Below are 12,131 nucleotides of genomic sequence, written 5' to 3'. Positions count from 1 at the left end.
CGGGCGCCCGCCAATCGCGGTGACGCCCCTGCCGACGATGCGTCCATCGCGCACGATCAGCGTTCCAACGGAGGGATTGGTGCCGGTCAGACCGAGGTTGCGGCGCGACAGCCGGATCGCAGCCGCCATGAACCGCCGGTCGAGCTCGCTTGCCGGCCCGCTCTCCATCCTCAGTCCTCTTTGCCCTTCAGCTCGCCCAGCACGTCCTGAAAATCCTTGGCTTCGCGGAAATTGCGGTAGACCGAAGCAAAACGTACATAGGCCACGTCATCCAGCGCCTTCAGAGCATCGATGACAAGCAGGCCGATGTCGTCGGAGGGGATTTCCGTCTCGCCCGAGCTTTCCAGCTGGCGCACGATGCCGGTGACCGCGCGTTCCACGCGCTCCGGCTCCACATTGCGCTTTCTAAGTGCGATGTCGAAGGAGCGCATCAGCTTGTCGCGGTCGAACGGCACCTTGCGGCCCGACCGCTTGACCACCACCAGATCGCGCAGCTGAATGCGCTCAAAAGTTGTGAAACGCCCGCCGCAATCGGGACAGGCGCGCCGTCGCCGGATCGCCGCCCCGTCTTCGGCGGGGCGGGAATCCTTCACCTGTGTGTCTTCCGACTGGCAGTAGGGACAGCGCATATCGGGCCCTTGTTCACGAATCCATTCGTGACTGCTTACCCCAGATAGGGGTAGAGCGGGAAGCGCTCGGTCAGTGCGATCACCTTGTCCTTCACAGCCTGTTCGACCTGGGCGTTGCCCTCATCCGAGTTCGCCGCCTTGAGACCGTCGAGCACCTCGGCAATCAGATGGCCGATTTCGCGGAACTCGGCCGTGCCGAAGCCGCGCGTGGTGCCCGCCGGCGTGCCAAGACGGATGCCCGAGGTGACGAAGGGCTTTTCGGGGTCGAACGGGATACCGTTCTTGTTGCAGGTGATGTTGGCGCGGCCAAGGGCAGCCTCGGCGCGCTTGCCGGTCGCGTTCTTGGGGCGCAGGTCCACAAGCATCAGGTGGTTGTCGGTACCACCCGACACGATATCGAGACCGGTTTCCTTCAGGCTCTCGGCCAGAGCACGGGCATTCGCCACCACGTCGCGTGCATAGGTCTTGAAGTCCGGCTTGAGCGCCTCGCCCAGCGCAACCGCCTTGGCGGCAATCACATGCATGAGCGGACCGCCCTGCAGGCCCGGGAACACGGCCGAATTGAATTTTTTCGCCAATGCTTCGTCATTGGTCAGAATCATGCCGCCGCGCGGGCCACGCAGAGATTTGTGCGTCGTGGTGGTGACCACATGGGCGTGCGGCAGCGGCGACGGGTGCTGGCCACCGGCAACGAGGCCGGCGATGTGTGCCATGTCGACCATCAGCCAGGCGCCGATCTCGTCGGCGATCTCGCGGAAACGCTTCCAGTCCCACACCCGCGAATAGGCGGTGCCGCCGGCGAGGATCAGCTTCGGCTTGTGCTCTTTTGCAAGGCGCTCCACCTCGTCCATGTCGAGCAGGTGATCGTCCTTGCGCACGCCATAGGAGATCGGGTTGAACCACTTGCCGGACATGTTGACCGGCGAACCGTGCGTCAGATGACCGCCCGAATTCAGGTCGAGGCCCATGAAGCTGTCGCCCGGCTGAAGGAGCGCCAGGAACACGGCCTGGTTCATCTGCGAACCGGAATTGGGCTGCACATTGGCGAACTCGCAGCCGAAAAGCTTCTTGGCGCGCTCGATGGCCAGTTCCTCGACAATGTCGACATACTGACAACCGCCATAATACCGCTTGCCCGGATACCCTTCCGCATATTTGTTGGTCAGGACCGTGCCCTGCGCCTCCATCACGGCGCGCGAGACGATGTTTTCCGAGGCGATCAGCTCGATCTCGTGGCGCTGGCGGCCCAGTTCCTGCTGGATTGCGGAGAAGATGTCCTGGTCGCTGTCTTCGAGCGGCCGGGTGAAGAATGCGTCGGTCTCGCTGGAAGCGGCGGCGGTCGCAATTGCCATGGCGGTGTGTTCCCTTCGATGATGGATCAAATGCGGAAGTGGCGCATCTAGCATTTTTCCCCCGCCGTCACCACGCCTGACGGCGAAAATTTATCCTCCGGAAACGAAGCAGCCGCCCGTTTCCGGGCGGCTGCGGCAATTCATCATGGCTGTGTCGGTCAGAGCGCAGTCGAAATCTGCAACTCGCTCGCTCCGTCCCGTGCATAAATGTCGTCGCGCAGATGCACGGCACCATCGCCCGTCGACCAGGCCGAGATATAGGTGAAATAGACCGGAACAGGATTGTTGAGCGAAACCCGGACATCCTCGTCGTTCTGGATCGTCTGCTCGATACGCCGGCGGTCCCAGCCGTCGGTCTCGCGCAGGAGCCAGGTAACCAGGTCGCGCACGTTCTGAACGCGCACGCAGCCCGACGAATAAAACCGGTCGAGATCGCGGAACAGACCCTGCTGCGGTGTATCGTGCATGTAGACCGCATGCGGGTTCGGGAAATTAATCTTGATCGACGCCATGGCGTTGATCCGGCCCGGATCCTGGCGGAAGCGGTATTTGGCCGCGTCATCCGTCGACCAGTCCACCGTCAGCGGATCCACTTCGCTGCCGTCCGGCGCGATCAGGCGGATATTGTTGTCCGTCAGATAGTTCGGATTCTTGCGCATCAGCGGGATGATGTCCTTGCGGACGATCGAAACCGGCGCGTTCCAGTACGGATTGATGATGATTTCGTTGATCTTGGAATTCAGGATCGGCGTCTGGCGGTCGACCTTGCCGACGATCGCCGTATGGCGCAGCATCACACGGCCATTGTCCACCGCTTCGATTTCGGCAGCGGGAATGTTCACCACCACATAACGGTCGCCCAGGAAGCCGGACATGGAGCGCAGCCTAACGAGATTGGTTTCGAGCTGGCCAAGGCGGATTGCGGCGGGAACGTTGAGAGCGGCAAAGGTATGACGCCCCGTCACACCGTCGGCCGGCAGGCCGTGGCGGGCCTGAAAGCGCTTCACGGCAGCATCCACATAGGAATCGAACGATTGCGACATGCCCGCGCGCTGCGAAAGATCGCCCGAGATCATCAGCCGGCGGCGCAGGATCTCCACATTGGGATCGACCACGCCCAGCTCCAGTTTCTTGTCATCGGGAACGCGCGGCCAGCCACCCTGCGAGGCGATGCTGGAATACTCCATGATCGCGCGCTCGACATAGGACACCGTTTCCTGGCTGAAGATGGGGAGGTTGGACGCCACCTTGCCGCCACTGCTTGCCCGCGCATCGAACTGATCGTTCCAGGCGCCGCGCCGCGGCGAACGGATGATCGCCTCGATCAGGTCCTGGGCACTGGCGGCTCCGGTCATCGCTGCCGTTGCAGCTGCACCGGCACCGGTTAAAAACATGCGGCGGTTCGTCTTCATACGCGTATCCGTGCTCTCTTGGCTCGTCAGCCCCTTCCAGGGTACTGCATGCAGTCCTGCAGCCATACATGCCGCGACTGCGTTAAGAATCCGCGAACCCTGATCAGAAATCGGCGCAAGACGCACCGCGCGGCCTCCATGAGGCTGCATTCCACCGGATTATGACCTTAACGTGACCGTGCGTCACTTTGAGCGCGATAACAAACGCGTGAAGGCCGGCGTCCCGCCACGCCGGCCTTCATTGGCTGCACACCGGCGCGCAGCCAGGTGATCAAGGTGAGACTACATACGGTATGCGATCGAGTCGTTCCAGAAGCGGTCCAGCCGCTGCAGGGCGCGATTCATCTGGCTGAACTCGTCGGGGCTGATCCCGCCGACCTGCTCGATGGAGCCGATGTGGCGGTTGTAGAGCCCCTCGACCACCTTGGCGACCTGGGCGCCCTTGGGCGTCAGGCTGATGCGCACCGAACGACGGTCGACGCGCGAGCGCTGGTGGTTGACGAAGCCGAGATCAACCAGCTTCTTGAGGTTGTAGGAGACGTTGGAGCCGAGATAGTAGCCGCGCGAGCGCAGCTCGCCAGCCGTCAGTTCGGTGTCACCGATATTGAAGAGCAGCAATGCCTGGATGGCGTTGATGTCGCTGCGTCCGTTGCGCTCGAACTCGTCCTTGATCACGTCGAGCAGACGGCGGTGCAGTCGCTCCACGAGTTGGAGAGATTCAAGATAAAGAGAACGCAGTGCATCTTTGCGTTCGTCATTCGTAGCGGCAGGTTTCGCCGCGGGTCGCGAAGTATTCATAACTAAAGCCTCTCGTTTGACGCCGGTGATTTTTGTTTTTTGTCTCACCTTGGCCTGACCCTATCGAATGCTTCTAAAATTCGACTTAAACACTAGCCTTAACAACGCCTTACAAAAGCCGACCCTGCAAACACGGCTAACAGCCGGTAAACCGGGCTGCGGGCATTCGATGAAAGCTTGAGAGAAGCAGTGGTTGCGGAAACGAAACGGGGCTACAGCATTGCCCGGCGTCTGCTCCGGTAGCGGGCGAAACGCAGGACCGCATAGACAACGGCCACCACAAGATGAAAGCCGATCAGCGGGTAGTTGTGTCCGAAAAGATCAGGCAATACGCCAAACATCACCACTTCCGCACCCGCGCACAAAAACCAGATGACCGCGCCCCACGGCGCGACCAGCCAGAGGCCAACCGAAGCAAAGGGATAGATGACCGCGAGAATGACGCTTGCGACCTGCCAGTGGACCGGCATGAGGTCGAACCGCCACATAAGACCGGGATAGAAGCCCAGAAGCCGGACCCAGTAAAAAAGCCCCATGATCAGGCAGGCGATCGCAATCAGCCGGTGAAACCCGAAATAGAGGCTGTCGAGTTGAGACGGCCGGGTGGACGTTATGCCCGACAGGGTTTCACCATTCACAGCGTCAGTTCCCCGTCGGCCAGTGGTGCGAAATAGGCGTCGATGTCCACTTCCCTAACGTCGCCCAGCGTTTCAGGCTTCCAGCGGGGCGTGCTGCCCTTTTCAACAAGGACGGCGCGAATGCCCTCATAGAAGTCATGCCCCGCGAGCATCCGGTTGAGGATGCGGAACTCCATCTTCATGCACGCGTCCATCTCCAGCATCGCGCCCGCACGCACCTGGCGGAACGCGACATGAAGGCTGGTGGGCGAGCGTTTTTCGATCGTGGCAAGAGTGCCTTGTGCCCATTCGTCCTGATCGCCGGCAAGCGATTCCAGAATTTCGGGCAGGCTGCCGAAGGAGAAATGGCGCGCGATCGCATGCAGAACGCCCTCGTCCGTCTGCGGCTCCGCCTCGCCGCCGAACACGGAGAGCGCCCCATCCACACTGTCGCTTTCGCATAATGCCTGCATGAGCGCTGGCATTTGCCCGGCATCGACCGAATGGGTCGCCAGCCCCGCCGCACAGGCATCACCACGGCGAATGCGATTGCCGGTCAGGGCCAGATACATGCCGAACTCGCCCGGCAGGCGCGACAGAAGATGGCTGCCGCCCACATCGGGAAAGAAACCGATCCCTACTTCGGGCATTGCGAAAACCGCATTCTCCGTCATCACACGATGGGAGCCGTGACAGGAGACGCCGACGCCGCCACCCATCACGATACCGTCGATCAGCGCGACATAGGGTTTTGGAAAACGGGCAATCGCGGCATTGAGCCGATATTCGTCGGCGAAGAAATCAGGACTGGCCCGGCCTTCAAGGCCGGCCCGGTAGACATCCAGAATGTCACCCCCTGCCGAGAAGGCACGGCCTTCTCCCCGGATAATGACACGCTCGACCGCGCTGTCCGCCTCCCAGGCAGAAAGCGCCCGCGCAAGCGCGCTGATCATGCGATGATTGATCGCATTCAAAGATGCCGGCCGGGAAAGGGTCACGATGCCGGCACGCCCGACCTGTTCGAACAGGATATCTCCAGCGCCACCGAAATCGACGTTCACGGGCACCCCCAAATCGTTGCAGAAACAGCAAGCCTCACTAGGTGATTATTCGCCGCTACCCGGGCCGTCAATGCTATAAGCGGATGCGACCACAGGACGCCGGACGTACACTTGGACCCGTTTCGCCTGCGTGATAGAGAGGCGCCATACTGGAGTCGAAGCCGTGAACAAGTTTTCCCGCACCATGAACAGCCCCGCCACACGCCGCAGCGTCGATGAGATTACAGGCAGCCGCCGCCTGCGTCGCACCCGCAAGGCCGACTGGTCGCGCCGGCTGGTGCGCGAGAACCATCTTACGGTCGATGATCTGATCTGGCCGCTGTTTCTCATGGAGGGTGAGAACCGGCAGGAGCCGCTAGAGGCCATGCCCGGCGTCATGCGGCATACGGTCGATCACGCGGTGAGGCAGGCTGAGCGTGCGGCAAGGCTCGGCATTCCCGCGATCGCCACCTTCCCCAATATCGATCCTGCGCGCCGCGACGAGACCGGCTCCCACAGCCTCGATCCGGACAATCTGATCAACCGGGCTACCCGCGCCATCAAGGAGGCGGTGCCGGAGATCGGCATCATCAGCGATGTTGCACTCGACCCCTTCACCAGCCACGGCCATGACGGCATCCTGCGCGATGGCGAGATCGTCAACGACGAGACGGTCGCCCAGATCGCCGTGGCCGCCGTCGGTCAGGCCGCGGCCGGTGCCGACATAATCGCGCCCTCCGACATGATGGACGGCCGCATCGGCGCGATCCGCGATGCGCTCGACCAGAACGGCTTCCAGAACGTCGCGATCATGTCCTATGCGACCAAATTCGCTTCCGCCTTCTACGGCCCTTACCGCGAAGCCATCGGCACAGGCGGGCTGCTGAAGGGAGACAAGAAGACCTACTACATCGACCCCGCCAACAGTGACGAAGCGTTGCGCGAAGCAGAGCAGGATCTTCTGGAAGGGGCGGACATGCTTATCGTGAAGCCCGGGCTTCCCTATCTGGACATCGTCCACCGCCTGAAAGACACATTTTCTGTTCCGACCTTTGCCTATCAGGTCTCCGGCGAGTACGCGATGATCAAGGCTGCAGCAGCCAATGGGTGGATCGACGGAGAGAGAGCGATGATGGAGAGCCTCCTCGCCTTCAAACGCGCCGGTTGTGACGGGATTCTCACCTATTTCGCGCCCGAAATGGCCGAATTGCTTTGATTTCGCGCTGGAAAGCTTGAAGCGCGCGCCAGGTTCCCCATCTCTGTCATGAACCAATCGAAAGAGGATCGTTTATGACAGCCCAGCCCCTCGACGGCGAAATTCTCGATAATGCACAGGACGACGGTTATCTTTACCGCGGTGTCCGCACGCGCCGTATCCTCGCGTTCTTTATCGACTATCTGCTGATCGGATTGATGATGATCCCCGTTGCGATCATCGTTGCCCTGCTCGGCGTCATGACGCTGGGCCTCGGCTGGCTTCTGTTCGGCATTCTCGCGCCTTTGACCGCCCTCCTCTATGTCGCCATCACGCTCGGCGGGCGCAGTCAGGCGACGCTCGGCATGCAGTTCATGGATATCCGGCTTGCGCGCCTTGATGGCGGGCGTGTCGATTCGCTGCTTGCGGTGGTTCACACGGTTCTTTTCTGGGCCGGCAACGCAATTCTGACCCCGCTCATCCTTCTGGCAAGCCTGTTCCTCGACACAAGCGCACGGTCCACGACCTGCTCCTGGGCACCGTTGTCGTCCGCTCCAGTTAAATACTCTTAAAAGTTGTATCTTTAACGCCGTCATCGACTTTAGATTTATGCGATCGTGATATCCCGATATCGTGATGTCTTTCAGGGCATCAACGATATTACGAGCGATTTCATGACCGACAGATTTGAAGAATACCATCCAGAAGAAGCGCTCCCTGACAGCCGGGCAATTGACATTTCCCTGCGGCAGGGTCGATGGCTCCACGTCCGGCGCGTGCTGGCATTCCTCATCGACTATGCGCTTTACGCGGCGCTGGCCTCATGCTGACCGTTGCCACGAGGATGCTGATGGAGAACCTGACCGGGATAGCGGGGGCCGATGGAGGCCTGGCGCACGGTTTTTCGCAGCAGAGCTCGATGCGTTCTACACGCTTTCTACGGGCCTTGCCTCACTGGCCACGCTGGCGATTGTCGTCGTCTATGTGTGCGTCACGCTGGGCGGGCGCCGCCAGGCGACACTCGGCATGCGCGCTGTCGGGCTACGGCTTGAACGGCTCGACAACGGCAAAATCACCGGGCGTTACGGGATTGCCCATCTCCTTCTGTTCCTGGCGACCTTTACCGTGTTCACACCACTTATCCTGTTGGCCCCCTTTGTCCTGTCCAACCGGCAGATGCTCCACGACCGGTTGCTCGACATCGTCATACAGGGGTCAGCCGAAAACCTGCTTCCGGCCGCAAAGCGCTGACCGCACACGGGCCGCATCCAGCAAGCAAAATTCTTTCGCTGGCGGTGTGCCCTGCCCTTCTCATTTGCCCGCCTTTTGTCGGCGTGAGACAAATCCATGCTTGCGGCGCGCCTGCCCGTGCTTATTCTCCTCAACGATGAGCAGGCGCAGACCGTCGCCTGCGGGGACAGTCTCAAGCAGCGGGACCTGAATGGCCGATTTCCATCTCTGGGCGACCTACGCGATCATTCTCGCAACCGTCGCCGCCTATGTCAGCGAGCGCTTTACGCTGGAGATCGTCGCTCTTGGCAGCCTCGTCGCCTTTCTGGCACTCTTCGCTTTCATCCCCTATGAGGCGTCCGGAGGCCTGCCGCCCGAAGAACTCCTGTCGGGCTTCGCCAATCCCGCGCTGGCTACGGTTCTGGCACTCCTGATAGTGGGTCAGGGCCTGTTTGCCACAGACGCGCTCGACAAGCCGGCCCGCATTCTCGCGAAATCCGCTGGCAGTTCGAGCACGCGAACCATCATCATCACGCTCATCACGGCGGCGATGCTGAGCGCGATCCTCAACAACACGCCGGTGGTGGTCATCTTCATTCCGGTGCTGATCGTCTTCGCCGCACAGCGCAACTTCCCGGTTTCCAAGGCGCTGATGCCGCTTTCCTTCATGACCATTCTGGGCGGCATGACGACGCTGATCGGCTCCTCGACCAATCTTCTGGTGGCCGGGGTCGCCGGCAAGGCGGGCCTGACGATCGGTTTCTTCGACATCACCATGCCCGGCCTGCTTCTGGCGGCGGCCGGTGCGCTCTATGTCTTTTTCGTGATGCCGCGCATCCTGCGCGATTCAAGCAGCGAAAAGACCTTCCGGCAGATGCAGTCCGGCACGCAGTTCATCGGCGAGATTCGCATCGTGCCGGGTCATCCCTTCATCGGCAAGGAATCGAAAGCCGGACTGTTCCAGGGGCTCGGCGACCTGACGCCGCGCCTTATCGTCCGGCGCGGGATGAGTTTTCACCCGCCCTTCGAGAACGTGGTTCTGTCGGAAGGCGACCGTCTCATGGTGACGGCCACCCGCCGTGCATTCACCCAGGCGCTCTCGCACGGCGCGGCGGGTCACATTGCCGATTCCGAATCGGAAACCGCAGCCGTCGGTCCCGATTATCACATTGCCGAAGCCGTCATACCGCCGGGTTCGCGCCACGCCGGGCGCACGATCCGCAACGCCGGCATCGAGACCGAACACAGTGTCCACATGCTCGGTGTGCAGCGCAAAAGCCGGATGGGACGCACGCCGGTCTCCGATATCCGGCTTGAACCCGGCGATACCATTCTCGTGGGAGGCACCGACCGCGCCTTCGAGGACCTGCGCGAGAGCCACGATCTTCTTGTCCTTGAATGGTCTGCCGAACCGGTTCCCCAGCGCCGCAAGGCCTGGATCGCTTTTGTCATTTTCGCCGGGATCGTCGTTACCGCAGCGCTCGACATCGCTCCGATCGTCGCCACGGCGGTTGCCGGCGCCTTCGCCATGATTGCCACGGGCTGCCTGACGCTTGCCCAGGCTGGCCGCGCCTTTGACCGGCAGATTTTCCTTCTGGTGGGCTCGGCCATCGCCGCCGCCACAGCGCTCGAACGCACGGGCGGTGCGCAGCTCATCGCCGACGGAGCGGTGGCGGCACTTCAGGACCAGTCCCCCGCAATCATCCTGTCGGGCTATTTCGCGGTGGTCGCCATCCTGACCAATTTCCTCTCCAACAATGCCACCGCCGTATTGTTCACCCCGATCGCACTGGGCATCTCAACCGCCATAGGCGCACCACCGGAGGCGTTCATCGCGGCGACGATCTTTGCCGCCAACTGCTCCTTCGCGACGCCGATCGGTTACCAGACAAACCTGATGGTCATGGGCCCAGGCCACTATTCGTTCCGCGATTTCATCAAGGCGGGCATGCCACTGGTGGCGATAATTTGGTTGACGTTTTCGTTTGTCGGGCCATGGTATTATGGGCTTTAGGATCAGGAGTGACGCCCTACCGACATGACGCAGCAACCCGCCCAATCGCCGCAGTTCTTTCTAACCGCGCCTTCACCCTGCCCTTATCTGGAAGGGCAATTCGAGCGGAAGGTCTTCACCCATCTGGTCGGGGACAAGGCACCCGAGCTGAACGATTTGCTTACCCAGGGTGGCTTCCGACGCTCTCAGAACATTGCTTACCGCCCCGCCTGCGAAACCTGCCGCGCCTGCGTTTCCGTACGCATCCTCGCGCAGGAGTTTCAGCCGACGAAGAACATGAAGCGCATCCTCAGGCAGAATGCCGACCTCATCGGCACCGCCCATGACGCGGAACCTTCCACCGAACAGTACACGCTGTTCCGTTCCTACCTCGACGCCCGCCACAAGAAAGGCGGCATGTCGGACATGACCGTGCTCGACTATGCGATGATGGTGGAAGACACCCATGTAAGCACGCAGGTGATCGAATATCGACGCCGCGGACCCGACAGTTTCATCACCGGCAAGGGCGAAGGCGAGCTGATGGCCGTGGCCCTTACCGATACGATGGGAGACGGGCTGTCGATGGTCTATTCCTTCTTCAATCCGGAGCTTACCGACCGTTCGCTCGGCACCTTCATGATCCTCGACCATATCAACCGTGCAATCTCCGCCGGCCTGCCGCATGTCTATCTCGGCTACTGGGTCAATGGCTCACGCAAAATGGCCTATAAGGTGCGCTTCAAGCCACAGGAGCACCTGGGCCCGCAGGGGTGGGAACGCGTCGACTGAAGGTCGCACCCGCCTGCATCCGACACGCCGTCCCGGAAGGCTCCTTCATGCCCACTCCCTCGCCATCTTCCCACGCCAAGGGACTTGCGCTGACCGCCTTTGGCGGCATGTCGCTCACCATCGATATTCCGCTGATCCGGCTGGCCGATGGCGACCCCTGGCCGATCCTGATGGTGCGCAGCGCCTTGACGGTCGCGGTGGCGCTTATCGTATGGTTCGTATGGCGGCTTTTTACGCGCAATGTCCCGCCGCTCATACCCGGTCGCGTGGGCCTTGTGGTCGCCGCCCTTTATGCCCTTTCGGCACTCTGCTTCATCACCGCCGTCTACAACACCTCTACCGCCAATCTGGTCTTCATTCTTGCCTTCAACTCCATGTTTGCCGCGCTTCTCTCATGGTTGTTCCTCAAGGAAAGACCAAGACCCGCCACGCTGATGGCCATGGGGGTCATGCTGATCGGTGTCTTGATCATCGTCGGCGGCGGCATCGGGGCCGGCAATCTGTTCGGCGATGTGATGGCGCTGAGCGCCGCATTCCTGCTCGCCACCGCGATCACCATCACACGCGGCAGCGGTCGCGATATGGGGTTTGCCGCACTCGTGGCGGTGGCGCTTCCCTGCCTTGTGGCCGCGATCATGACAGCCAGAACCGGCTATCGGATAGAGGCACCGTGGTGGATCATCCTCAACGGTGCGGTGATCATGCCCATCTCGTTCTTCTGCCTGTCCAACGGCCCCAAATACATTTCAGGCCCGGAAGTGGCGATGTTCTATCTACTCGAAACGGTACTGGCGCCAGTCTGGGTGTGGCTGATCTTTTCCGAGGTACCGAGCCGTGCCACCCTCATCGGCGGCACGATCCTCATCGTCACACTGGTCGCGCACTCGCTGTGGCAACTCCATTCAGCCGCAAGCGGCGATTGGCGCAGGGCGTGGTGCGTCACCCGCTGTGAGGGCGGAATGACGAACGCCCTTTATTTCTTCTTCATGGCCTGAGCGAGCGCTGCGGCCAGCGCGCCCTGCGGTTCACTGCCACGCCCGCCCGGCTTGCCGCCACCATTGCGAGGCATCGCG

At 61.4% G+C, this 12,131-nt stretch carries 10 protein-coding genes and 3 pseudogenes; 6 read left to right on the top strand and 7 right to left on the bottom strand.

The features are described from left to right. From JCM21793_RS30670 to JCM21793_RS20815, 7 genes and pseudogenes are all read right to left on the bottom strand, one after another. A pseudogene (locus JCM21793_RS30670) lies at positions 1-168 on the bottom strand (bifunctional diaminohydroxyphosphoribosylaminopyrimidine deaminase/5-amino-6-(5-phosphoribosylamino)uracil reductase RibD); the annotation flags it as partial. Positions 169-170: 2 nt separating this feature from the next. After that, positions 171-629: a transcriptional regulator NrdR gene (gene nrdR / locus JCM21793_RS20840; protein WP_025031595.1), complete on the bottom strand. Its 459-nt coding sequence runs from the start codon at positions 627-629 to the stop codon at positions 171-173. A 35-nt stretch (positions 630-664) separates the two neighbouring features. Then, positions 665-1,981 carry a serine hydroxymethyltransferase gene (glyA, locus tag JCM21793_RS20835; protein ID WP_025031594.1) on the bottom strand — a complete coding sequence of 439 codons (1,317 nt, stop codon included), beginning with the start codon at positions 1,979-1,981 and terminating at the stop codon, positions 665-667. A gap of 158 nt (positions 1,982-2,139) precedes the next feature. Further along, positions 2,140-3,393: a L,D-transpeptidase family protein gene (locus JCM21793_RS20830; RefSeq protein ID WP_007007953.1), complete on the bottom strand. Its 1,254-nt coding sequence runs from the start codon at positions 3,391-3,393 to the stop codon at positions 2,140-2,142. A 282-nt stretch (positions 3,394-3,675) separates the two neighbouring features. Beyond that, positions 3,676-4,191 carry a transcriptional regulator LdtR gene (gene ldtR, locus JCM21793_RS20825; protein WP_007007954.1) on the bottom strand — a complete coding sequence of 172 codons (516 nt, stop codon included), beginning with the start codon at positions 4,189-4,191 and terminating at the stop codon, positions 3,676-3,678. 212 nt (positions 4,192-4,403) lie between these two features. Next, positions 4,404-4,829, bottom strand: coding sequence for a DUF6163 family protein (locus JCM21793_RS20820; RefSeq protein ID WP_090325801.1), 426 nt, complete (start codon positions 4,827-4,829; stop codon positions 4,404-4,406). Beyond that, a complete protein-coding gene (locus tag JCM21793_RS20815) occupies positions 4,826-5,875 on the bottom strand; it encodes an enoyl-CoA hydratase/isomerase family protein (RefSeq protein ID WP_081784785.1) in 1,050 nt (349 codons plus the stop codon). The genes JCM21793_RS20820 and JCM21793_RS20815 overlap by 4 nt, the downstream gene beginning before the upstream one ends. A 178-nt stretch (positions 5,876-6,053) precedes the next feature. Here JCM21793_RS20815 and hemB point away from each other — a divergent pair, with 178 nt between their 5' ends. From hemB to JCM21793_RS27450, 6 genes and pseudogenes are all read left to right on the top strand, one after another. Then, positions 6,054-7,064 (top strand): porphobilinogen synthase, encoded by a 1,011-nt coding sequence (hemB, locus tag JCM21793_RS20810; protein WP_502685582.1) that lies wholly within the window; start codon positions 6,054-6,056, stop codon positions 7,062-7,064. A gap of 74 nt (positions 7,065-7,138) precedes the next feature. Next, positions 7,139-7,605, top strand: a pseudogene (locus JCM21793_RS27460) (RDD family protein). 125 nt (positions 7,606-7,730) lie between these two features. Then, positions 7,731-8,294, top strand: coding sequence for an RDD family protein (locus tag JCM21793_RS28430; protein WP_155983502.1), 564 nt, complete (start codon positions 7,731-7,733; stop codon positions 8,292-8,294). A 190-nt stretch (positions 8,295-8,484) separates the two neighbouring features. After that, complete coding sequence (locus JCM21793_RS20790) at positions 8,485-10,287, top strand: SLC13 family permease (RefSeq protein WP_025031589.1); 1,803 nt, start codon at positions 8,485-8,487, stop codon at positions 10,285-10,287. A gap of 24 nt (positions 10,288-10,311) precedes the next feature. Further along, positions 10,312-11,058 (top strand): arginyltransferase, encoded by a 747-nt coding sequence (locus tag JCM21793_RS20785; RefSeq protein ID WP_007007961.1) that lies wholly within the window; start codon positions 10,312-10,314, stop codon positions 11,056-11,058. 47 nt (positions 11,059-11,105) lie between these two features. Beyond that, positions 11,106-12,010, top strand: a pseudogene (locus tag JCM21793_RS27450) (DMT family transporter). The last annotated feature ends 121 nt before the right edge of the window (positions 12,011-12,131 follow it).

Origin of the sequence: Nitratireductor aquibiodomus NL21 = JCM 21793 (assembly GCF_000615975.1) — a bacterium.
In the GTDB taxonomy this organism is placed as follows: domain Bacteria; phylum Pseudomonadota; class Alphaproteobacteria; order Rhizobiales; family Rhizobiaceae; genus Nitratireductor; species Nitratireductor aquibiodomus.
This window is presented reverse-complemented; position numbering and strand designations above follow the sequence as displayed.

Bases quoted from the DNA above. Each gene is read 5' to 3' on its own strand.
- nrdR (WP_025031595.1), bottom strand. From the start codon at position 629: ATGCGCTGTCCCTACTGCCAGTCGGAAGACACACAGGTGAAGGATTCC.
- glyA (WP_025031594.1), bottom strand. From the start codon at position 1,981: ATGGCAATTGCGACCGCCGCCGCTTCCAGCGAGACCGACGCATTCTTC.
- JCM21793_RS20830 (WP_007007953.1), bottom strand. From the start codon at position 3,393: ATGAAGACGAACCGCCGCATGTTTTTAACCGGTGCCGGTGCAGCTGCA.
- ldtR (WP_007007954.1), bottom strand. From the start codon at position 4,191: ATGAATACTTCGCGACCCGCGGCGAAACCTGCCGCTACGAATGACGAA.
- hemB (WP_502685582.1), top strand. From the start codon at position 6,054: ATGAACAGCCCCGCCACACGCCGCAGCGTCGATGAGATTACAGGCAGC.
- JCM21793_RS20790 (WP_025031589.1), top strand. From the start codon at position 8,485: ATGGCCGATTTCCATCTCTGGGCGACCTACGCGATCATTCTCGCAACC.
- JCM21793_RS20785 (WP_007007961.1), top strand. From the start codon at position 10,312: ATGACGCAGCAACCCGCCCAATCGCCGCAGTTCTTTCTAACCGCGCCT.